Here is a 22,913-nt window from a genome sequence, read left to right as displayed (position 1 = left end):
CTGGTCCCGCAAAGAGCTAAAAAACCATCGGGATTCGGGGAGGGACATTTGCCGTCAGGCTATTCTTTCGTCATCGCCGACGACCACCCGCTGTTTCGCGGTGCGCTGCGCGAAGCGCTCGCCGGCATAGGCAATGTCGCGGCAATCCACGAGGCCGGTGATTTCGAGAGCGCCAAGGCGCTGGTCGTGGCCAACGAAGATGTCGATCTGGTGCTGTTAGATCTGTCGATGCCGGGCGCCAGCGGCCTTTCCGGCCTGATCTCGCTTCGCGGCATCCATCCGGCGGTGCCGTTGGTCGTGGTCTCGGCGCATGACGATCCGGCGACCATCAGGCGTGCGCTCGATCTCGGCGCTTCGGGCTTCATCTCCAAGTCGGCCAGTATGGAGGAGATCCGCGACGCCGTGCAGTCGGTGCTTGCAGGCGACATCGCCGCGCCCGTCGGCATCGATCTCGGCGTCGAGCGCGATCCCGAGATTTCCGACCTGATCAAGCGCCTGCAGGCGCTGACCCCGCAGCAGACCCGCGTCCTTGGCATGCTGGCCGAGGGCCTGCTCAACAAGCAGATCGCCTATGAGCTCGGCGTCTCCGAGGCGACGATCAAGGCGCATGTGTCGGCTATCTTGCAGAAGCTCGGCGTCGATAGCCGCACCCAGGCAGTGATCCTGCTGTCCAAGATCGGCAGCGACCCGCTGCAGCCGGCCGGCTGACACGCGGGTCTCGTCGGGATCGTCATTCGGCGGCCGATGCCAGCGGCCTGACCCTGGCCATCATCGAACGCAGCACAGCCGGTTTCAGCGGCTTGTTGATCACCGGAATCTCAAGCCCGCCCGCGGCCGTGCGCACCTCGTTGGAGCGGTCGGCAGTGACCAGCACGGCCGGCAGGGCGTCGCCATGGATCGCGCGCAGCCTGACGATGATGTCGAGGCCGGTTTCACCGTCGAGATGGTAGTCGGCAAGGACGATGTCCGGGCGGTGCATCGTGGCACCCGCCAGATCCCTCGAGCCTGACATCGTGTCGACGTTGCAGCCCCAGCCCTCGAGCAGGAGCCGCATGCCTTCGAGGATGCGGGCATCGTTGTCGATGCAGAGCACATGCAGGCCGGCAAGCGAAGCTGTCGCGCGGGCAGGGGCCCTGGTTTCGATCTCGCGTCGCGGTTCCTGCACGGCGGCGACCGGCAGGATGACGGAGAAGCGCGTACCCTTGCCCGGATTGGAAAAGATCCGGATCTCCAGGCGCAACACCCGGGCGATACGATCGACGATGGAAAGGCCGAGACCGAGGCCCTCGGCTTCGCGCGCGCCCTCGTCCAGCCGGGTGAATTCGTGAAAGACGGTGTTCAGCTCGTCGCCGGCGATGCCGATGCCGGTGTCGATCACCTGGATTTCGGCCAGGTCGCCGCGCCGGCGAACGCCAACCAGCACACGGCCGTTCCGCGTGTACTTGATGGCATTGGAGACGAGATTCTGGATCAGGCGGCGCAGCAGGTTGCGGTCCGTCATCACGGTCAGCGACGACGGCATGATCGTCAGGCCGAGTTTCTTTTCGGCAGCCAGTGGCCGAAAATCGTTACCGATCTGGCGCAGCAATCCGTCGAGGTTGAATGCGGTGTCGTCCGGCTTCATCGCGCCGGCATCGAGGCGGGAGATGTCGAGCACGGCGCCGAGAATGGTCTCGACCGATTCCAGCGAGGATTCGATATTGACCGCTGCCTTGCCGGCGGGGCCCTTGCCGGCCTTCTCGATCAGCGACGAGCAATAGAGCCGGGCAGCGTTCAGCGGCTGCAGGATGTCGTGGCCGGCGGCGGCAAGGAAGCGTGTCTTGCCGAGATTGGCTTCCTCGGCCAGCATCTGTGCCTGCGCCAGCTCCTCGTTGACCCGGGTCAACTCCTCGTTGACCCTAGTCAGCTCGATGGTGCGGGTCCTGACGCGCTGCTCCAGCGATTCATTGGCGCGCTTCAGCGCTAGGTCCTGTTCGACGCGTCCGGAAATGTCGGCATAGGTGGCGACGATGCCGCCATCCGGCATCGGGTTGGAACGCAGCTCCAGGATGCGGCCGCTGGTCTTCAACTCCATCTGCCACGGGCTGACGAAGCTGGTCAGCCGGTTGAGCATGGCCACACGCTGGTCGGGTGGAATGTCGCCGCGCTCGGCAAGATGGCGCAGGATGCGGTCGAGCGAGACGCCGACCTGGCCCATCTCGTCGGGCAGGTCGAACAGCGCGCGGTACTGGCGGTTCCAGCAGATCAGGCGGAAATCGCGGTCGAAAACGGTGATGCCTTGCTCCATCTGGTCGAGCGCGATCTGCAAGAGGTCGCGATTGTGCTGCAGTGCCTCGGTGGCGTCGTCGAGCAGCCGGAAGGCATCCCTGGATTCGCGGTCGTGGCGCCGAAACAGCAGCGACAGGATCAGCCGCGCCGAGGAAGAGCCGACGGCGCTGGCCAGCAATTGCTCGGAAAAGCGGATGACGTCCATGCTCGCCTGCTCTTTGCCGTGCAGCGAGGCGCCGTTGGTCTTTTCGAACGACTGGAAGGAGCGCTCGGTGCGCTCGACGCCGAGATAGCGCGAGATCGTGTCCTTGAGGTCGTTGACGGTGATGGCGGTGCGGAAGCGGCGCAGGCTGGGCATCGGCCCGGCATCGCGCGGCACGAAGATCGACGCCTGGATGCGCTCCAACGGCACCGACGCGCGCGACAGGGAGCCGAGCACGAAGAACACCGCATTGATCGACAGGCTCCACAACACGCCATGGTTCAGAGGTTCGGCGACTGTGCCGAACAGCGCCTGCGGCCGCAGCGCCTCGAAGCCGAACAGCCCGTGCGCGATGATGTCGGTGTCGGGTGCGGCAAGCGATGGAAGCAGCAGCGTGTAACCCCAGACGAGGATGCCGGCGACCATGCCGAGTGCAGCACCCCGGCCGTTGGCGCCACGCCAGATCAGTCCGCCGATCAGCGCGGGCGCGAACTGGGCAATGGCCGCAAACGACATCAGGCCGATCGACGACAGCCGCGCGCTGTTGGTGCTCTCGCGGTAGTAGAGGAAGGCGATGAACAGCAGGATGAAGATCGCCCCGCGCCGCACATTGAGGATCAGCGTCGACCAGTCTTCGTTCTCGGAGGTCGAGGTCTTGAGCAGGCGGCGCACGAACAGCGGAATGACGAGGTCGTTGGAGATCATGATCGACAACGCCACGCTTTCGACGATCACCATGGCCGTTGCCGCCGACAGGCCGCCGATGAAGGCTGCCATCGCCAGCAGATCATGGCCGCTGAACAAGGGCAGCGACAGCACGTAGAGATCGCTGCTGGTCCCGGTGCCGACCAGCGACAGGCCGGCAAAGGCGATCGGCAGCACGAACAAATTGATCGCCACCAGATAGAGCGGAAACACCCATGTAGCGGTGCGTAACTCGGCCTCGCCGCGGTTCTCGACGATGGTGACGTAGAATTGCCTCGGCAGCATGATGATGGCGAAACCGCTCAGGCAAGTCAGCACCAGCCAGGTGGCAAGGGAGGTGTTGTAGCCCATCGCCTGCCGGACCTGTGCGTTCTGCGCCAACTTGTCGAACATGTCGCCAGGGCCGCCGAAAATCAGGAAGGTGACCATCAGGCCGATCGCCAGGAAAGCGGCGAGCTTGACCACGGTCTCGACCGCCACCGCCAGCACCAGCCCGTCCTGGTGTTCGGTGGCATCGGCATGGCGGGTGCCGAACAGCACCGCAAACAGCGCCAGCAGCATGGCAACGACCAGCGAGATGTCGCTGACGAACGGATCGAAAGAGGGTGGCGAGCCGGTGTAATGCTCGACCATCAGGCTGACCGAACCGGAGATCGCCTTCAACTGCAGCGCGATATAGGGCACCGCACCGATGGTCGCGATCAGCGTCGCGATCGCCGAGACCGTGAAGCTCTTGCCATAGCGGGCGCCGAGGAAGTCGGCGATCGAGGTGATCTTCTCCGTCTTGGCCAGCCGCACGATGCGGTTGAGCAGCGGAAACCCGAACACAAACACCAGCACCGGGCCGGTATAGATGCCGAGGAATTCGAGACCGCGCTCTGAGGAGAGGCCAACCGAGCCGAAGAAGGTCCAGGACGTGCAGTAGATGGCAAGGCTGAGCGCATAGATGAACGGTCGCGCCCGGCTCGGCCCGGATATCGCCGAGCGGCGGTCGCCCAGGCTGGCGATGGCGAACAGCAGCGTCACATAGGCGATCGCGATGATGACGATGAACAAGCCCTGCACGCTTGGAATTTCCTCCTTTGCCGTCTTTCTATCCGGCTTGTCCGAACGCAATCACAGCTTGGCGTCCGAGTCCATTGCGGCTTTGGAAGCATGGTGGCGACATTCAAACAGCAACCAAGCTGACGTCCAAGGCGCCGCCCAAGGTTTCCGCCAGGTAAGGAGAAACCGGTTGCTTTCTCCTTTTTGCCCATGTTGCAACCCCAGGTTTTTGTTATGTTGCCCTCGGGTCGATGCCGCAAGGACGGAACGGCAGAGCGGCCGGTCACGACAAGGAGGGTCGAATGCTGAAGGAATTCCAGGAATTCATTTCCAAGGGCAATGTGATGGACCTTGCGGTCGGCGTCATCATCGGCGCGGCCTTTGGCAAGATCGTCACTTCGCTGGTCGACGACGTCATCATGCCGATCGTCGGCGCGATCTTCGGCGGACTGGACTTCAACAACTATTTCTTTGGACTGTCCTCGGCAGTCAACGCCACCGCGCTGGCGGACGCCAAAAAGCAAGGCGCTGTTTTCGCCTATGGCAGCTTCATCACCGCGGTGCTGAATTTCCTCATCCTTGCCTTCATCATCTTCCTCATGGTCAAGGCGGTGAACAACATGCGCAAGCGGCTTGAGGCCGAGAAGCCTGCGGCACCTGCCGCGCCGCCGCCCGCCGACGTTGCGCTGCTGACCGAAATTCGCGATCTGCTCGCCAAGCGCTGACCTCTCGGGCAGCTTCGCTGGACCAAAACCCCGGTCGTTTGCGGCCGGGGTTTTCTGTTTTCGCATCTGGTATGGAGCGCTGATTGACGCTCGAGATTGGAACGGACCCGCCATGACCTTGATCGACAGCTTGCGCGCGGAAGCCCGTGCCGCGCCGGAAAGCGGCATTGTCGCCGTTGTCAATTACGGCCGCCTGCGCGAGGGCATGATCCCGCTCTGGGCCGGTGAGGGCGACCTGCCGACGCCCGCCCTCATCACCGATGCCGCTTCGAAGGCTCTGGCCGGGGGCGAGACGTTCTACACTTGGCAAAGGGGCATCCCCGATCTCAGGCAGGCGCTTGCCCGCTACTATGCCAGGCATTTCGGCAAGACCTTCCCCGAGGAGCAATTCATCGTCACCGGGTCCGGCATGCACGCCATCCAGTTGGCGCTCGATGCGCTCGCCGGCGCCGGCGATGAGGTTGTCTATCTGTCGCCGGCCTGGCCGAATTTCGACGCTGCCGCGGCGATATCGGGAGCCGCACCGGTGCCGGTCACGCTGGATCATTCCGGCAATGGCTGGTCCTGCGACGTCGAGAAGATCGCGGCGGCGATCACGCCGCGCACCAAGGCGCTGTTCATCAACACGCCGTCGAACCCGACCGGCTGGACCGCCGACCACGAGACCTTGCAGGCGATCCTCGATCTCGCCCGCGCCAAAAATCTCTGGATCATCGCCGACGAGATCTATTCGCTGTTCCACTACGGCCATGGCCGTGCGCCCTCCTTCCTCGACATCGCGACGGCTGAGGATCGCATCCTGTTCGTCAACAGCTTCTCCAAGAACTGGGCGATGACTGGCTGGCGCGTTGGCTGGATCAAGACCCATCCTGCCTTGCAGCAGGTGTTCGAGAACCTGATCCAGTATTCCAACTCGGGCGTCGCCCAGTTCATGCAGCGCGGCGCGGTCGCCGCCCTTGATGAGGGTGATGGTTTCATTACCGAACAGGTCGAGCGGGCGAGGAAGGCGCGCGACCTGGTCTGCGGCATTCTCGGTGCCACCGGCCGCGCCCGGTTCACCGTGCCGCAAGGGGCGTTCTATCTGTTCTTCACGGTCGACGGCATCACCGATTCACGGAGCGCCGCCTTCGACATCGTCGACAAGGCCAATGTCGGCCTGGCGCCCGGCACGGCCTTCGGCTCCGGCGGCGAAGCTTTCCTCAGACTGTGCTTCCACCGCCGCCTCGACCAGGTCGAGGAAGCGGCGCACCGGCTGGCGAAGTGGATGAAGACTATTTGAGCCGCGATCGGACCGAGGTTCAAACGGGCTTCAACCGCCTGACTTGGGCACCAGCAGTGGAATGATCCGGTCGCTCTTGGCGACGGAGGGGCGACCAGCAGAGCCATAGGGTATGCCCAGCGCATCCCAGGTCTCGACCAGCGCGTCCTGCAGTTCGGCGATCAGCGCATCGGAATGAAACGGTGTCGGCGTGATACGCAGCCGCTCCGTGCCGCGCGGCACGGTCGGATAGTTGATCGGCTGGATGTAGATGCCGTGCACGCCAAGCAGGCGGTCGCTGGCCATCTTGCAGAGTTCCGGGTCGCCGACCAGCAACGGCACGATATGCGTCGGCGACTCCATCACCGGCAGGCCGGCGGCCGAAAGGATCTGCTTGGTTCGCGTCGCCTGCCGCTGCTGCGCGTCGCGCTCGGCCTGCGAGCGCTTGAGATGGCGGATCGAGGTGGTCGCGGCGGCGGCGATCGCCGGCGGCAGGGCCGTGGTGAAGATGAAGCCCGGCGCATAGGAGCGCACGGCGTCGATCACGGCACTGGTGCCGGTGATGTAGCCGCCCAGCGTGCCGAACGCCTTGGCCAGCGTGCCTTCGATGATGTCGATGCGGTCGGCCAGGCCTTCGCGCTCGGTGATGCCGCCGCCGCGCGATCCGTACATGCCGACGGCATGGACCTCGTCGATATAGGTCATGGCGTTGTGGCGTTCGGCAAGCTCGACGATCTGCTTGATAGGCGCGATGTCGCCATCCATCGAATAGACGCTTTCAAAGACGATCAGCTTGGCGCGTTCGCGGCCCGCCGCCTGCAGCAGGCTTTCCAGATGCGCGACGTCATTGTGACGGAAGATCTTCTTTTCCGCACCCGATCGCCGTACGCCTTCGATCATCGAAGCGTGGTTCAGCTCGTCCGAAATGATCAGGCAATTGGGCAAAAGCCGCGCGATGGTCGAGATCGAGGCTTCGTTGGAGACGAAGCCGGAGGTGAAGACGAGGGCTGCTTCCTTGTCGTGCAGGTCGGCAAGCTCCAGTTCCAGCTCGACCAGCGGGTTGCTGGTGCCGGAAATGTTGCGGGTGCCGCCGGCGCCGGAGCCCATCTTGCCCGCCGCATTCTGGAACGCGGCGATGACATCGGGATGCTGGCCCATGCCGAGATAGTCGTTGGAGCACCAGACGGTGATTTCCTCGGCGCGCCCATTGGAACGCCAGATGGCGCGCGGAAACTTGCCTGCAATGCGCTCGAGGTCGGCGAAGACGCGGTAGCGACGCTCGGCATGGAGCTGGTCGATCGCTTCCTCGAAGAACCGCTGATAGTTCATGTCGACTTCCCAATTTTGCGCGGGATCATAATCATTGGCCCATTGGTCGTCCACCGGGCCTCTTTGGTCAAAATGCCACGCCCCGGACCTGTTCCTAACGACCACGGATCGTGGCCTATTCCATTGATGTGGATCAATTTTGTTTCAGGATGATGCCACATGCCGATGATGCCGGTTACCAAGGGTTGTAATGGCCATGCGGCAGGCTTTCCAGTAAGGCGGTGGTTGAGACAGTTTCCGATAAATCTTGAGATGCGAGGACTGGGATGACGGTTTTGGTAACAGGCGGTGCCGGCTATATCGGCAGTCATATGGTCTGGGAGTTGCTGGATGCCGGCGAGAGCGTGGTCGTTCTCGACCGCCTCTCCACTGGCTTCGAATGGGCAGTGGCGCCGGAGGCGAAGCTGGTGGTCGGCGATGTCGCCGACAGGGAACTTGTCGGCTCGATCATCAGGGACAACAAGGTCGACGCGATCATCCATTTTGCCGGCTCCATCGTGGTTCCGGAATCGGTCGCCGATCCGCTCGGCTATTACGAGAACAACACCTGCAAGACGCGCACGCTGATCGAGACCGCGGTGCGCGAGGGCGTGTCCAATTTCATCTTCTCCTCGACCGCGGCCGTCTATGGCGGCGCCGGGCTGGAGCCGGTGCGCGAAGATGCCCGCCTGGCTCCCGAGTCACCCTATGGCCTGTCCAAGCTGATGAGCGAATGGATGCTGCGCGATGCGGCGATCGCGCATGGGCTCCGTTACACCGCGCTGCGCTACTTCAACGTCGCCGGCGCCGACCCGAAGGGCCGCACCGGCCAGTCGACGCCGGGTGCCACCCATCTGATCAAGGTCGCCTGCGAAACGGCACTCGGCAAGCGCCCGTTCATGCAGGTGTTCGGCACCGATTATCCGACGCCGGACGGCACCTGCATGCGCGACTATATCCATGTCAGCGATCTGGCGGCGGCGCATCGCCTTGCCCTGCAGCGGCTGCGCGACGGGGGACAAAGCCTCGTCGCCAATTGCGGCTACAGCCATGGCTATTCGGTGCTCGAGGTCATCGATAGCGTGCGCCGCGCCTTCGGCCATGATTTCGAGGTGAAGATGGGCGCTCGCCGTCCCGGCGACGCCGCGGCGGTGGTCGCCAATTCGGATCTCGCCCGCGCGGAACTCGGCTGGACCCCGCAACGCGACGATCTCGATCAGATCGTTGCCGACGCGCTCGCCTGGGAGCGCATCCTGACTGGCAAGAACTCCGCACGGGGCTGAGCCGGGTCCTCCCCAGGGCTCGCAAGGCGGCCAGCGAAGCGCTATTGAAGGCATTCGCGGCAGGGCGCTGCGCCGCGAAGAGCTTTGGGGGATGGCATGAAAATAACGGTGCTTGGAGCCGGCGTCGTCGGCACGGCGGCCGCCTACTATCTGGCCGGCGACGGCCACGAGGTCACCGTGATCGAGCGCCATCCGGCACCGGCGCGCGGCACCAGCCAGTCGAATGCCGGCCTGGTATCGCCGGGCGACGCCACCGCCTGGGCATCGCCGGCGGCGCTGAAGACATTCCTGCGAGCGCTCTATAACCATGATCTCGGCATCAAGGTGCGGCTGCGCTTCGATCCCTATTTCCTCGCCTGGAGCCTGCGCTTCCTGCGCCAGTGCACGAAAGAGCGCTTGCGCGCCAACAGCCGGGTCAAGCTGCGCCTCGCGCTCTATTCCCGCGACTGCATCAACGCCATCTCCGCCGATACCGGGATCGGCTATGACGAGCGCAAGAAGGGCATCCTCTATTTCTTTCGCTCGCAGCACAGCCTCGACACCGGCACCGACAATTACCGCTATCTGGCCGAGCATGGGCTGCCGATCGAGATCGTCGGCCGCGACCGGCTGATCGAGCTTGAACCAGGTCTTGCCGGCGTGAAGGAAAAGATCGCCGGCGGCGTCTATTCGCCGATCGACCAGACCGGCGATTCGCGGCAGTTCGTGGAAAAGCTGGCGGCTCATGCTGCCGAAAAGCTCGGTGTGAGATTTCTCTGCGGCACGACGGTCGAAGGCCTCGGCATCGAGGGCGACCGGGTGCGTGCGGTGATGACCTCTGCCGGTCCGATTGCCGGCGATGCCGTGGTCATCTCGATGGGACCGGAGAGCGGCCTGCTCGGCCGCCGTTACGGCATCGACCTGCCTGTCTATCCCGTGAAGGGCTATACGGCGACAATTCCCCTGGAGGACGAGAGCAAGGGTCCGACCATGGGCGGCGCCGACGAGGACCAGCTGATCGCCTATTCCAGGCTGGGCAACCGGCTGCGGCTCGCTTCGACCGCGGAATTCACCGGCTTCGACCGCACCCACAAGCCAAGCGACTTCGCAGCCATGTTCAGAACGGGCAAGGATCTCTTCCCGGGCGCCTTCGACGAGAAGAAGGCCGAACTCTGGGCGGGTCTGCGGCCGATGATGCCCAACTCCGTGCCGGTCATAGGCCAGGCGCGCTACAAGAACCTCTATCTCGACACCGGCCACGGCCATGTCGGCTGGACCATGGCTTGCGGCTCGGGGAAATTCCTTGCCGATCTGGTCGCCGGCCGCAAGCCGGAGATCGACCCGCAGGGACTGGTCTACGGAGGCTAGGAATGTCGGGACCGCAAGTCGCCATCGACCTTGGCCGCATCGAGCGCAATGCGCGCACGATCGTCGAGCGCTGCGCGCTGTCGGGCATCAAGGTGTTCGGCGTCACCAAGGGCACCTGCGGCATGCCGCAAGTGGCGCGCGCCATGCTGCGCGGTGGTGTCGCCGGCATCGCCGAATCGCGCTTCGAGAACATCCGCCGGCTGCGTGACAGCGGCATCAACGCGCCGATCATGCTGCTGCGCAGTCCACCGATGGCGCGTGTCGAGGAGGTGGTGCGCACAGTCGACATCAGCCTGCAGTCGGAACTGACGATCATCCGCGAGATTTCACGCATCGCCGAGCGCATGGGCCGCGTCCACGACATAATGCTGATGATCGACCTCGGCGATCTCCGCGAAGGCATCTGGCCAAGCGATCTGATCCCAACGGTCGAGCAGATATTGCAGTTCAAGGGCGTGCGCATCGCCGGCATCGGCACCAATCTCGGCTGTTTCGGCGCCATCATGCCGACGCAGGAAAATCTCGGCCAGCTCGTCGCCCACGCCTACAAGACCGAGCGCCTGTCCGGCAAAAGCCTCGACTGGATTTCCGGCGGCGCCTCGTCATCGCTGCCGCTGCTGCTCGAAGGCAAACTGCCCGCCGGCATCAACAACCTGCGCGTCGGCGAGGCGATCCTGCAAGGCGGCGTCGAAACCTTCCGCGATGTGCCGTGGGCTGAACTCGAACCCGACGCCTGCCGCCTGACCAGCGACCTCATCGAGGTCAAGCTCAAGCCGTCACGGCCGATCGGGCAATCCGGCTACGACGCCTTCGGCAACCAGCCGGTCTTCCCCGACGAGGGCGACAGGCTGCGCGCCATCGCCAATATCGGCCGCGAGGACGTGCTGGTCGAGGGACTGACGCCGATCGCCAAGGGGGTACGGGTACTCGGCGCCTCCAGCGACCATCTGCTGCTGGATGTGGCCGACGCCGACCCGCCGCCGGCCGTCGGCGACCGCGTCGCCTTCCGCATGAGCTATGGCGCCATGCTGCTGGCGATGACCTCGGAATATGTCGAAAAGGCCCCGATGCACGATGTCGAGGACTTTTCCGGCCGCAAGATGGTGTCGATACTGGCGGAACAGGGCGCCGCCGGTATCCTGGCTCGGGAAGGAACCGGCGCGCGGCTCGAAGCGATGAATTTCGATGTCGTCGAACTGGCCGATATCGAGCGGCCGCCATCGGGGCTGATACGGCTGGCCGCCGGTGCCGACCGTCGCATCGCGCACAAGGCGCTGACCGCAACGGCGCGCGCGACGCACTCCTTCGGCCTGATCTGGATCGATTCCATCGCCGCCCTGATGCCCGAGGACGAGGACGGCGTCGATCTGCCGGAACGCTCGGTGCTGGCCCGCGCGCTCGGCCTCGACCACAAGGCGGGCGCGCTGCAGCCGCAGCTGTCGCCGGAAAATGTCGTCATCATCGGCCTGCGCCACGCCGATCCGGCGGAAGCGCGGGTGCTCAAGGATTCGCGCGTCTCGGCCTTCACCATGACCGACATCGACGCCATGGGCATGCGCGACCTGATGCACGAAGCGATCCGCATCGCCACCTCGGGCACGCAGGGTTTTCATGTCAGCTATTCGCCTGATGTCACCGAATTCGCTGGCTGGGCGGCAGGTTCCGGTGGCCTCACCTTACGGGAAACCCATCAGGCGATGGAGGCGATCGCGCTCTCCGGCGGGCTGTTGTCGATGGATGTTTCGGGCCTGACCGTGGATCTGGAGCCGCGGATCGGCACCGATACGGTCAACCTCGTGATGTCGGCCTTCGGCAAGCGGATATTGTGATCAGCATTGCGCTTCGACCGCTGCCCGCCATGCACTGACATAATCAGCCCAGGCCGGATCGGTCGGCGGCCCCATTCTCTCGCCTTTACCGTGGGCCGTTACCCGGTCCGTTGCCAGCAACGCGGCGCCGATGCTGGTGCCGGTGGCGGCCTCTGACGCGACAACGGCGCGCGCCGTGCTGGCCGCCAGCATGCCGACGAAGAGCCCGTTGCGGGCAAAGGGCCCCTCGACCGTGGTCGGTCCGTCGGCGCCAATCAGGTCGAGGCAGGCCGCCGTCATCAGCGCCAGATAGAACGAGATGGCGGCAAAGCGCTGCCCATTGCTCATGCCTTCGGTGTTGAGCCATGTCGCGGCATGGTGCGGGAACGGCCCCGACCCTTGCTGGGTCGAGGGCAGCAGCAACGTCTTTTGCGCCAGCGCGGCGCCGACGTCAGCTTCGGTCCAGTTGTCCGGCTGGCCTTCCGTCAGCAGGGAAAACTCGCGGCCGCCCATGAAGCGCGCCGAAGGGACGGGATCGCCCAATGCGCTGACATTGACCAGCGTATCGCGGGCCGCGTCCAGCACGATCTGTTTGCCGCCGACCGCCATCGACACCACCCAGGTGCCGGTCGAGACCACGGAGAAGGGGGGCGCGTCGCACAGGAGATGCGGCAGCAGCGAGGCGTTGGAATCGTGCAGGCCGCAGAACACCGGCGTCCGCGGAGCGAGCCCGGTCCGCGCGGCGAGCGCAGGCAGGATCGGGCCGAGGCGGTCTTTGGCTGGCCGCACCGGCGCAATCAGCTCGCGCCAACCTAGGCGGTCGACCAGCGATGAAAAGTCGGCTGTCCACGGGTTCCAAAGATCGGTGTGGCAGCCGAGCGAGGTCACCTCGTTGGCGGCGACGCCAGTCAGGCGCAAGGCCCAGTACTGCGGATACGTCAGCATCACGGCGGCCTTGGCGAACGCCGCCGGGAAGCTTTTCTGCTGCCAGAAGAATTGCGCGCCGAGATTGAGGCCGAGCGGCAGCCGCGGCGTGCCGGTCTCGGCGAAGGATGGGCGGATCGCATCATAGTCCGCTGCCAGCCTGTCAGGGCCGTCGAATTCATAGTCGAGCACCGGCAGCACCAGTTCGCCCACGGCGTCGACCAGCGTGCCCGTCGCGCCATGCGTAGTGATCGAAATGGCGTCGATGCGCTGTTCGCGGTTGATGTCGGCGAGGCTGTCGAGGATGAACGTCCACAACGCCTCGACATCGTGATGAGGATAGGGCCCCTGCCGCACCGGCGCATTGGCCATGCGGCGCAGCGCGACCTCACTCAACGTCGCGAGATCGACCAGCGCCACCTTGGCATTGGTCTTGCCGATGTCGATGACGGCGATGTGGCGCATCGCGCTCATGCCATGTGGAACACGGTTTCCAGCGGCACGGCCACCGGCTCGTTGTCCGGCTTGGTCTCCATGATGTCGGCCATGTGAGCCCACCAGCGCTGCATCACCGGATGCCTCGGCAGATCGCCCATGCCATGGCCGTCTCGCCGCCACAGCACGCCAAACAGGATGTTGGTCTCTTCGTCGACGTGGATCGAGTAATCGGAAACGCCCGCCTGCTTCAGGAGAGCGACCAGCGACGGCCAGATATCGTCGTGACGCTTCTTGTATTCGGCCTTCATGCCCGGCTTGAGCTTCATCTTGAACGCGTATTTCTCAGCCATCATCGTCCTCCGTGCAGCCGCCGCCAGACGATCGGCAGCGCGATGACGATAATCAACAGCAGGCCGATGAAGATCGACATGACGATGCCGGGCACGTTGAGCAGGCCAAGCCCGAAGGTCACCAGTCCCATGATGAAGGCGGCAAGCACGACGCCCAAAATGCTGCCGGCGCCGCCCAGGATGCTGACCCCGCCAAGCACCACCATGGTGATGACTTCGAGCTCATAGCCCTGAGCGATCGACGGCCGCGTCGAGCCGAGCCGCGAGGTGATCAGCACCGAGGCGATGCCAGACATCAGCCCGGTCAGGCAAAACAGGATGAACTTGATGCGGCTGACGCGCACGCCGGAAAACTGGGCCGCGACCGGATTGTTGCCGATGGCAAAGACGCGGCGGCCGAAGCTCGTCCGGTGCAGCACGAGCCAGTAGACGATAGCCGCGATGAGGAAGAGCACCAGCTCGAACGACACCACCCACCACACATAGCCCTGACCGAAGAAGGTAAAGCTTTCAGGGTAACCCTTGTAGGCCTGGTCGCCGAGGATGATGAAGGCGATACCGCGAAACAGGCTCATCGTGCCGATGGTGACGACGATCGACGGCAATCCCAGCCTTGTGACCAGCAGGCCGTTGAAGGCGCCGCAGCCGAGCCCGACGACGATGCCGATCAGCACCAGCACTGGCGTGCCGGCGCCGGCCTGTACCGCCATGCCCATCATGGTCGACGCCAGCGCGATGATGGCGGCGACCGAGAGATCAATCTCGCCGGAAATGATCAGCAGCGCCATGGCGAAGGCGATCAGACCCTTCTCGGTGAAGTTGAAGGTGAGATCCGACAGCGAATAAGGATCGAGGAAATAAGGCGAGGAGAAGCTGTTGATGGCGAAGATGGCGACGGCCACCACGACCAGCAGCGCTTCCCAGGAGAAGATCGCCGAACTCAGCGGCTTGTCGAGCCGGTCGGGAATGTGGCGCGGGGCAGGGATTTCGGTCATGTCACCGCCTCCACTTTTCTGAGGATGATGCGGCCCTGCTGGCGTTCGCTGCGCGCGTTGAGCACGACGGCAAGGATGATGGCACTGCCCGAAATCGCCATCTGCCAGAAGGGCGAGATGTTGATGACCGGCAGCGCGTTGGAGATGATGCCGAGAAACAACGCGCCGAGCACCGCGCCGCCGACCGAGCCGATGCCGCCGGCGATCGAAATGCCGCCGATGACGCAGGCGGCTATGATGTTGAGCTCATAGCCATTGGCGACTTCGACCGAGGCGATCACGTAGCGTGATATCCAGAGGTAGCCGGAAAGGCCGCCGATCATGCCGGAGATGCAGAAGACGATGAATTTCGTCCGGCCAACATCGATGCCGGCATAGACCGATGCCGTCGGGTTGACGCCGATGGCGTAGATCGAGCGGCCGAGTGCTGTGCGCGTCATTAGGACGAAGAACAGCGCGATCACCAGGATGGCGATCCACGACAGCACGGGAATTCCGAGGAAGGCCGCGCGTTGAAAGCCGATGAAGTCGGGGCTCATCTTGTCGGCATTGACCCAGGCGCCGCCGGACAGGACGAAAGTGGCGCCGCGATAGATGGTCAGCGTGCCCAATGTCACCACGATCGAGGGTATGTTCAGCCGCCAGACCAGCAGGCCGTTGATGGCGCCGAGCACCAGACCGACGACCAGTGCAATGACGATCAGCAGCGGGATCGGGATTGCCGGGTGCGCGGCATTCAGCATCGCCACCACCATGCCGGTGAAGCAGAGGTTGGACGCCATCGACAGGTCGATCGACCGGGTCAGGATCACCACCATCTGGCCAAGCGCCAGGATCATCAGGATGGAGGTGTCGTTGAACACCTGGCGCAGATTGCCGGGGTCGGCGAAGGCCGGGAAGCGCGTCGAGATCAGTCCGATAAGCACAACGGTCGCCGCAAGCAGCCAGATTTCGCGGTATTTGAGAAAGGCTTTCATGTCGCGATCCCCGCTGCCGTCCGGACCAGCGTTTCGGCGTCCAGTTCCTTGTTGTCGTAGACGGCCGCGACGAGGCCCTCGCGCATGACGACGACGCGGTCGGACATGCCGAGGATTTCGGGCAATTCGGACGACACCATGATCACTGACAGGCCTTGCGCCACCAGCTCGGCCATGAAGCCATGCACGGCGGCCTTGGAGCCGATGTCGATGCCCTTGGTCGGCTCGTCGAGGATGATCACCTTGGGCGCTGTCGCCAGCCATTTGGCGATGACGATCTTCTGCTGGTTGCCGCCCGACAAAGTGCCGACATCCTGGCTGAGCGAGGAGGCGCGCAGGTCGAGCCGCTCGGTGTAGGAGCGGGCGAGCGCGAACTCCTCCGACAGCCGCAGCAGGCCGGATTTGGAGGTGCGCTTGAGCGAGGGCAACGAGACGTTCTGGAAGATCGGCAGGCCGATCACCACGCCTTGCTTGCCGCGCTCCTCCGGCACGTAGACGATGCCGGCATCGATCGAATCCGCCGCCGATTTCGGCGCGATCGTCTTGCCTTCCAGGGTGATCGTGCCGCCTGTGGTGCGGGTGATGCCGGAGATCGCCTGCATCACCTCGCTGCGCCCGGCGCCGACAAGGCCATAGAAGCCGAGGATCTCGCCCCTGTGCAATTCGAAGCCGATGTCGTTGAATTCGGTCGGGTGCGACAAGCCGGAAACGGAAAGCACCGGCGCGCCAATCTCGGCCTTGCGCTGCGGAAAGATGTGGTCGACGGAGCGACCGACCATCATGCGCACGATCTGGCTCTGCCCCGCATCCTTGATCAACCCTTCGCCGACCATCTCGCCATCGCGAAACACCGTGTAGCGGTCGGCGATGCGGTAGATCTCGTCGAACTTGTGGCTGATGAACAGGATCGCCTTGCCTTCGCTCTTGAGGAACTCGATGAGGAGGAAAAGCTCCTCGATCTCCTTCATCGAAAGCGCGGCCGTCGGCTCGTCCATGATGACGATCTGGGCGTCGATCGACATCGCGCGGGCGACGGCGACAAGATGCTTGTTGGCGATGCCGAGGTCCTTCAGCCTTGTGTCGGCGTCGATATGGCCGGCGTGCATTGCATCGAGCACTTCGCGCGCATTTTTGCGCATCGTGCGCCAGTCGATAGTGCCCAAGCGCGTGCGCGGCGCGTGGCCGAGAAAGATGTTTTCAGCCACTGTCAGGTCGTCGAACAGCACGGTTTCCTGATGGATGGCGGTGACGCCATAGCCGAAGGCGGCGTGCGCGCTGGGCAGAGTTACGGCCTGGCCGTCAATGCTGACGGTTCCCGTATCGGGCTGATAGATACCGGTCATGATCTTGACCAGCGTCGACTTGCCGGCGCCGTTTTCGCCGATCAGCGCCGTCACCTGGCCCGGATATAGCGACAGGCTGACATCGTGCAATGCGCGCACGCCGGGAAAGCTCTTGGAGACGCCGGACAGCGTCAGGCGAGGGGTTGCGTGACCCACCCCCTTGTGGGGAAGGTCGCGAACAATTTGAGCGGGGTGGGTGTTGTCTAGCATATCAAGGTCCTGGTGTGTGGAGATGTCGCCACCCCCACCCCGTCTCGCCGATTTTGCTGCGCAAGGCCGGCTCGCCGACCCTCCCCACAAGGGGGAGGGTGCAAGCGTCCAAGATCAATAGATCTTGGAGAACTTCTCGATGTTGCTCTTGTCGAACTGGAAGGGCGGAGCCATCGCAGCCGAGTTGGTGTCGTCGAGCGTGACCTTGCCGACGCGGCCGATCGAGAGCGTGGCGCCAGGCTTGGCCTCTTCCTTTTTCACCGCCAGATCATGGGCGAGGTAGACGGCCGAATAGCCGAGGTCGATCGGGTTCCACAGCGCAACCGCCTGCGAGGCGCCGTTGTCGATGAACTTCTTGAACTCGGACGGCAGCGCGAGACCGGTGACATTGACCTTGCCGATCAGGTTCTCGTCGGTGACCACCTGGGCGGCGGCAACAACGCCGACGGTGGTCGGTGCGATGATCGCCTTGAGGTTCGGGTAGGACTTCAGGAGGCCCTTGGCTTCGTCCGTGCTCTTGGCCGAATCGTCATCACCATAGACGGTGGCCACGAGTTTGATCTTGGGGAACTTCTCCGGCAGGATTTTCTTGGCCGCGTCGATCCAGGCGTTCTGGTTGGTCGCGGTGGACGACGCCGACAGGATGGCGACGTCGCCGCCTTCCGGCAGATAGTCGGCGGCAAGCTTGATGATGGTCTCGCCGATCAGTCCGGTGTCGGACGGGTTGAGGTGAAGCTGGCGGCCTTCCTTGGCGACGCCCGAATCCCAGGAGATGACGGTGATGCCGCGCTCCATGGCCTTCTTCAGGACCGGCACCAGCGCGTCGGCGTCATTGGCCGAAATGGCGATGGCGTTGACCTTCTGGGCGATCAGCGAATTGACCACTTCGATCTGGGCCTCGGCGGTCGCCTTGGTCGGGCCGGTGTAGATGATGTCGACGCCGCCGAGTTCTCTGGCCGCCTCTTCGGCGCCCTTGTTGGCGGCATCGAAGAAGCCGTTGCCGAGCGACTTCACCACCAGCGCGATCTTGACGTTTTCAGCGTAGGCTGCATTCACGAACATGGCGGCCGAGAACGCCGCCGTTACCATCAATTTCTTCAAAAAGCTCATCGAATATCCTCCCTTGAGCGTTGCATTCCATCGCCGCTGCGGGCGTGAGTTTGTGTCAGGCCTGCAGTGAAGATTCTTCCTTGTTGGTTGCCGACTTGCGGGCGACGATCAGCGCCACCCCGGCGGTCTCGAGCATATTTGCTTCACGATCCTCGATGCCGTCATCGGTGATGACGGTGGCGATGCGCGACAGGCCGCACAGGATCAGGCTGGAGCGTTTGCGGAATTTCGAGGAATCGACCAACACCACCAGTTCGTCGGCCTGGTCGATCAGCTTCTGCTCCGCCTGGATCAACAGCGGGTCGCCTTCCATCAGCCCGAGCGGCCCCAGCCCCTGCGCGCCCATGAACATGCGGCGTGCGTAGAAATTGCGGGTCACGTCATTGTCGAAGGGCGACAGGATGATGTTCTGTTCGCGGTAGATGGTGCCGCCCGAGAGCATGACCGTGTTCTTGGAATGCTTGAGCAGATGCTCGGCGATCGGGAAGGAATTGGTGAAGATCGGCATGCGGCGGCCGGTCAGGAAATGCACCATCTGGAAGGTGGTGGTGCCGCCATTGATGATGATCGGTTCGCCGTCCTTGCAGAGCTCGACCGCTTCGCGGGCGATCGCCCGTTTCTGCGCGGCGTTGAGGGTTTCGTTGACGGAAAAGGGCCGGCCGGCAAGGCCGATGAACTGCGGCGGCGAGATCGCCTCGGCGCCGCCGCGCACACGGCGCAGGCGCTTCTGCACGTGGAGTGCAGCGATGTCGCGCCGGATCGTCGCCTCGGAGGACTCCGTCAGGTCGACCATTTCCTGCACCGTCACCACAGGCTTTTCCTGGACGGCGGACAGAATGATCCTGTGGCGCTCTTTTTCGTGCATGGTTCCTCCCTGCCCAAACATCTAGGCACCCAAAGCGCGCAGTGTCAATCATTTCCAATCATATAATTTCATTGTGCAGTGCAATATGATCGATGTTGATCGTTTGTGATTGACAAGTCGGACGCTTCCGTGGAAATTCGGACCAAATGGGCCGCACCGTTTGCGTGCCTTCGGGAGGATCATCCATGCTCGACAAGCGCACCGGCGCGCGCCTCGCCAATCTGTGGGACGAGGCAAAGGCCCAATCGATGAGCGAGCCGGAGCGGCTGGTCTATCGCTCGAACACGCTCGGTTCCGATAAACGCGTCACCAATTATGGCGGCGGCAACACTTCCTCGAAGATATGGCAGAAAGATCCGCTCACCGGCGAGGACGTCGAAGTGCTCTGGGTCAAGGGTTCGGGCGGCGACAGCGCCTCGATTAAAACAGATGGTTTCGCCACGCTCTACATGGACAAGCTGCGCGCGTTGAAGGGGCTTTACCGCGGCCTCGCGCATGAAGACGAGATGGTCGGCTTCCTACCGCACTGCACGTTCAATCTGAACCCACGCGCGGCCTCGATCGACACGCCGCTGCATGCCTTCGTGCCGAAACCCTATGTCGATCACATGCATCCCGACGCGATCATTGCCATCGCCGCCGCGAAGGATTCCAAGGCCCTGACCAGGGAGATCTTCGGCGACGCCATCGGCTGGCTGCCGTGGAAGCGGCCGGGCTTCGAACTCGGCCTATGGCTGGAGAAGTTCTGCCTCGAACACCCCGCCGCCAAGGGCGTCATCCTGGAAAGCCACGGCCTGTTCACCTGGGGCGACACCCCTCGGGAATGCTACGAGACGACGATCTCGGTGATCAATCAGGCGATCGAATGGTTCGAGCGCCGCTCCGAAGGCCTCGCCATCTTCGGGGGTGAAGCGGTCAAGTCGCTCGACGCCGCCGAACGCCGAGCCATCGCGGCCAAGCTGATGCCAAAAATCCGCGGCCTGATTTCGGAAAAGAGCCACAAGCTTGGCCATTTCGACGACCAGGCCGCCGTACTCGAATTCGTCAACTCCAGGGATTTGCGCCCGCTGGCAGCGCTCGGCACCTCATGCCCGGACCATTTCCTGCGCACCAAGATCCGGCCGCTGGTGATCGAATTCGACCCCGCAAAGCCCGATGTCGATGCCGTGATCGCGCGCCTTGCCGACGACATCGCCGCCTATCGCGTCGGCTACCAGGCCTACTACGACAGCTGCAAGCATCCCGATTCGCCCGCCATCCGCGATCCCAATGCGGTGGTCTACCTGATGCCTGGTGTCGGCATGTTCACCTTCGCCGGCGACAAGGCGACGGCTCGCATTTCGGGCGAATTCTACGTCAACGCCATAAATGTCATGCGCGGCGCCTCGACGGTCTCGTCCTATGTCGGCCTGCCGGCACAGGAAGCCTTCGATATAGAATACTGGCTGCTCGAGGACCTGAAGCTGCAGCGCATGCCGAAGCCCAAGGCGCTCGCTGGCCACATCGCGCTGGTCACCGGTGGCGCCGGCGGCATCGGCCGTGCGACCGCCAACCGGCTGCTGCGCGAAGGCGCCTGCGTCGTGCTGGCCGACATCGACGAGACAGCGCTCGCCAGCGCCAATGACGAACTGGCCAAGGCCTACGGCAAGGATTTCGTCCGGCCGGTGCTGATCAATGTCACCTCGGAGGATCAAGTGATCGCGGGCTTCGCCGAGACCGCGGTCGAATTCGGCGGCATCGACATTCTGGTGTCGAATGCCGGCCTGGCGTCCTCGGCGCCGATCGAGGAGACGACACTGGCGCTGTGGAACAAAAACATGGACATCCTGTCGACCGGTTATTTCCTGGTCTCGCGGGAGGCATTCCGGCTGTTCAGGATGCAGAAGATCGGCGGCAACGTCGTGTTCGTCGCCTCCAAGAACGGCCTTGCCGCCTCGCCCAATGCCGCAGCCTACTGCACGGCCAAGGCTGCCGAGATCCACCTGGCGCGCTGCCTGGCTCTTGAAGGCGCGGAAGCGCAGATCAGGGTCAATGTCGTCAACCCGGACGCCGTGCTGCGCGGCTCGAAAATCTGGACCGGCGAGTGGAAGGAACAGCGCGCCGCCGCCTACAAGATGTCGACCGACGACCTGGAGGAGCATTACCGCTCGCGCTCGATGCTGAAGCGCTCGGTGTTTCCCGAGGACATCGCCGAAGCCATCTATTTCTTCGCCTCCGACATGTCGGCCAAGTCGACCGGCAACATCATCAATGTCGACGCCGGCAACGCCCAAAGCTTTACGCGATAATCGTTTGAAGTCGGTGCCGGAGCGCTTCCCTTCTCCCCGTCTCTATACGGGGAGAAGGTGCCGGCAGGCGGATGAGGGGCAGCGCCTACCGAACGCATTTGGGAGGAAACAACAGTGTCCGAATCCATCATCTCCGCCAACCTCGTCGACAAGGACAACACCGCGCGCAAGGCCGATCTCGAGCGTGACTACGCCTCGCTCGGCGAACGCCTCGACCGTCGCGGCATCGCCATCGACGCCATCCGCGACAAGGTCGAGAAATTCGCCGTGGCGATCCCGTCCTGGGGCGTCGGCACCGGCGGCACCCGCTTTGCTCGTTTCCCTGGTGCCGGCGAACCGCGTGACATTTTCGACAAGATCGAGGACTGCGCCGTCATCAGGCAATTGACGCAGGCGACGCCGACGGTGTCCCTGCACATTCCGTGGGACAAGGCCGACCCGAACCGGCTGAAGCAGGCGGCCTCGCGCTTCGGCCTCGGCTTCGACGCCATGAATTCCAACACCTTCTCCGATGCGAAGGACCAGGCGCTTTCCTACAAATTCGGCTCGCTGTCGCACGCCGATGCCGGCACGCGCCGGCAAGCGGTCGAGCACAATCTCGAATGCATCGAGATCGGCAAGACGCTTGGCTCCAGGGCGCTGACGGTGTGGATCGGCGACGGTTCGAACTTCCCCGGCCAGGTCAATTTCGCCAAAGCCTTCGAGCGCTATCTCGACGCCATGAAAGAGGTCTATGCCGGACTGCCGGACGGCTGGAAGCTGTTCACCGAGCACAAGATGTACGAACCGGCTTTCTACTCCACCGTCGTGCAGGATTGGGGCACCAACTACATGATCGCCAAGGAATTGGGCGACAAGGCGTTCTGCCTCGTCGACCTTGGTCACCACGCGCCCAACGTCAACATCGAGATGATCGTGTCGCGGCTGATCCAGTTCAAGAAGCTCGGCGGCTTCCATTTCAACGATTCGAAATATGGCGACGACGACCTCGATGCCGGTTCGATCGATCCCTACCGGCTGTTCCTCGTCTTCAACGAACTGGTCGATGCCGAGCTTTCAAGCGCCGAGGGTTTTGACCCGGCCCATATGCTCGACCAGAGCCACAACGTCACCGATCCGATCGAAAGCCTGATGCTGTCGGCGGTCGAGGTCCAGCGCGCCTATGCGCAGGCGCTGCTGGTCGACCGCAGGGCGCTGGAAGTCTATCAGGACGGCAATGACGCGCTGATGGCGACGCAGACGCTGAAAGCCGCCTACCGCACCGATGTCGAGCCTATCCTCGCCATGGCGCGGTTGAAGACCGGTGGCGCCATCGATCCGGTCGCCGCCTACCGGGCGGCAGGCTACCGCGCCAAGGTGGCCGCGGAACGCCCGGCTGTCGCCGGCGGCTCGGGTGGCATTGTCTGACATCTCAATTGATCCGTCTGGTCCATCATTGACGGGTGGACTCGGCGATCCCAACGGG

Annotated in this window: 17 protein-coding genes; 8 read left to right on the top strand and 9 right to left on the bottom strand. The window is 63.6% G+C overall.

What is annotated here, in order from left to right; genetic code table 11:
• The first annotated feature begins 48 nt into the window (after positions 1 to 48).
• Positions 49 to 708, top strand: a complete 660-nt coding sequence (locus tag CGZ66_RS05215; RefSeq protein ID WP_095082229.1) for a response regulator transcription factor — start codon at positions 49 to 51, stop codon at positions 706 to 708.
• A gap of 22 nt (positions 709 to 730) precedes the next feature.
• Here the strand turns inward: CGZ66_RS05215 and CGZ66_RS05210 are convergent, their stop codons facing one another.
• Positions 731 to 4,240: a PAS domain-containing hybrid sensor histidine kinase/response regulator gene (locus CGZ66_RS05210; RefSeq protein WP_095084258.1), complete on the bottom strand. Its 3,510-nt coding sequence runs from the start codon at positions 4,238 to 4,240 to the stop codon at positions 731 to 733.
• 281 nt (positions 4,241 to 4,521) lie between these two features.
• Here CGZ66_RS05210 and mscL point away from each other — a divergent pair, with 281 nt between their 5' ends.
• On the top strand, positions 4,522 to 4,944 hold the full coding sequence (gene mscL / locus CGZ66_RS05205; protein WP_095084257.1) for a large conductance mechanosensitive channel protein MscL: 423 nt from the start codon (positions 4,522 to 4,524) through the stop codon (positions 4,942 to 4,944).
• A gap of 112 nt (positions 4,945 to 5,056) precedes the next feature.
• Entirely contained in the window at positions 5,057 to 6,223 is a 1,167-nt protein-coding gene (locus CGZ66_RS05200) for a pyridoxal phosphate-dependent aminotransferase (RefSeq protein ID WP_095082227.1), read from the top strand.
• 30 nt (positions 6,224 to 6,253) lie between these two features.
• Here the strand turns inward: CGZ66_RS05200 and hemA are convergent, their stop codons facing one another.
• Positions 6,254 to 7,531, bottom strand: a complete 1,278-nt coding sequence (gene hemA / locus CGZ66_RS05195) for a 5-aminolevulinate synthase (RefSeq protein WP_095084256.1) — start codon at positions 7,529 to 7,531, stop codon at positions 6,254 to 6,256.
• Positions 7,532 to 7,797: 266 nt separating this feature from the next.
• Between hemA and galE the strand changes: the two genes are divergently transcribed.
• The 3 genes from galE to CGZ66_RS05180 all read left to right on the top strand — a co-directional run bounded on the left by galE (position 7,798) and on the right by CGZ66_RS05180 (position 11,969).
• Positions 7,798 to 8,793, top strand: coding sequence for a UDP-glucose 4-epimerase GalE (gene galE, locus CGZ66_RS05190; protein WP_095082225.1), 996 nt, complete (start codon positions 7,798 to 7,800; stop codon positions 8,791 to 8,793).
• A 96-nt stretch (positions 8,794 to 8,889) separates the two neighbouring features.
• On the top strand, positions 8,890 to 10,140 hold the full coding sequence (locus CGZ66_RS05185; RefSeq protein WP_095082223.1) for a D-amino acid dehydrogenase: 1,251 nt from the start codon (positions 8,890 to 8,892) through the stop codon (positions 10,138 to 10,140).
• A 2-nt stretch (positions 10,141 to 10,142) separates the two neighbouring features.
• On the top strand, positions 10,143 to 11,969 hold the full coding sequence (locus CGZ66_RS05180) for an alanine racemase (protein ID WP_095082221.1): 1,827 nt from the start codon (positions 10,143 to 10,145) through the stop codon (positions 11,967 to 11,969).
• On the opposite strand, the gene CGZ66_RS05175 is transcribed toward CGZ66_RS05180, so the two are convergent.
• The 7 genes from CGZ66_RS05175 to CGZ66_RS05145 form a co-directional block, all read right to left on the bottom strand.
• Positions 11,970 to 13,346 carry an FGGY-family carbohydrate kinase gene (locus CGZ66_RS05175; RefSeq protein ID WP_095082219.1) on the bottom strand — a complete coding sequence of 459 codons (1,377 nt, stop codon included), beginning with the start codon at positions 13,344 to 13,346 and terminating at the stop codon, positions 11,970 to 11,972. It abuts the gene before it with no gap.
• A complete protein-coding gene (rhaM, locus tag CGZ66_RS05170; RefSeq protein WP_095084255.1) occupies positions 13,343 to 13,660 on the bottom strand; it encodes an L-rhamnose mutarotase in 318 nt (105 codons plus the stop codon). The genes CGZ66_RS05175 and rhaM overlap by 4 nt, the downstream gene beginning before the upstream one ends.
• Entirely contained in the window at positions 13,660 to 14,655 is a 996-nt protein-coding gene (locus tag CGZ66_RS05165; protein ID WP_095082217.1) for an ABC transporter permease, read from the bottom strand. Before CGZ66_RS05165 ends, rhaM begins: the two co-directional genes overlap by 1 nt.
• Positions 14,652 to 15,632, bottom strand: a complete 981-nt coding sequence (locus tag CGZ66_RS05160; RefSeq protein WP_095082215.1) for an ABC transporter permease — start codon at positions 15,630 to 15,632, stop codon at positions 14,652 to 14,654. The genes CGZ66_RS05165 and CGZ66_RS05160 overlap by 4 nt, the downstream gene beginning before the upstream one ends.
• Complete coding sequence (locus CGZ66_RS05155) at positions 15,629 to 17,185, bottom strand: sugar ABC transporter ATP-binding protein (protein WP_245331026.1); 1,557 nt, start codon at positions 17,183 to 17,185, stop codon at positions 15,629 to 15,631. Before CGZ66_RS05155 ends, CGZ66_RS05160 begins: the two co-directional genes overlap by 4 nt.
• Positions 17,186 to 17,299: 114 nt before the next feature.
• Entirely contained in the window at positions 17,300 to 18,295 is a 996-nt protein-coding gene (gene rhaS, locus CGZ66_RS05150) for a rhamnose ABC transporter substrate-binding protein (protein WP_095082213.1), read from the bottom strand.
• Positions 18,296 to 18,350: 55 nt separating this feature from the next.
• The gene (locus tag CGZ66_RS05145; RefSeq protein ID WP_095082212.1) at positions 18,351 to 19,160 is read right to left on the bottom strand and encodes a DeoR/GlpR family DNA-binding transcription regulator; all 810 of its coding nucleotides are present in this window, start codon (positions 19,158 to 19,160) and stop codon (positions 18,351 to 18,353) included.
• Positions 19,161 to 19,345: 185 nt separating this feature from the next.
• On the opposite strand from CGZ66_RS05145, the gene CGZ66_RS05140 reads away from it, so the two are divergent.
• Together CGZ66_RS05140 and rhaI are read left to right on the top strand one after the other, a co-directional pair.
• Positions 19,346 to 21,448 carry a bifunctional rhamnulose-1-phosphate aldolase/short-chain dehydrogenase gene (locus CGZ66_RS05140; RefSeq protein WP_095082210.1) on the top strand — a complete coding sequence of 701 codons (2,103 nt, stop codon included), beginning with the start codon at positions 19,346 to 19,348 and terminating at the stop codon, positions 21,446 to 21,448.
• 114 nt (positions 21,449 to 21,562) lie between these two features.
• Positions 21,563 to 22,855 carry an L-rhamnose catabolism isomerase gene (gene rhaI / locus CGZ66_RS05135; RefSeq protein WP_095082208.1) on the top strand — a complete coding sequence of 431 codons (1,293 nt, stop codon included), beginning with the start codon at positions 21,563 to 21,565 and terminating at the stop codon, positions 22,853 to 22,855.
• The last annotated feature ends 58 nt before the right edge of the window (positions 22,856 to 22,913 follow it).

The sequence above is a fragment of the Mesorhizobium sophorae genome (genome assembly GCF_002270415.1).
Classification (GTDB): domain Bacteria; phylum Pseudomonadota; class Alphaproteobacteria; order Rhizobiales; family Rhizobiaceae; genus Mesorhizobium; species Mesorhizobium sophorae.
Note: the sequence above shows the minus strand (reverse complement) of the source record. Positions and strands in the feature narration are given on the sequence as shown.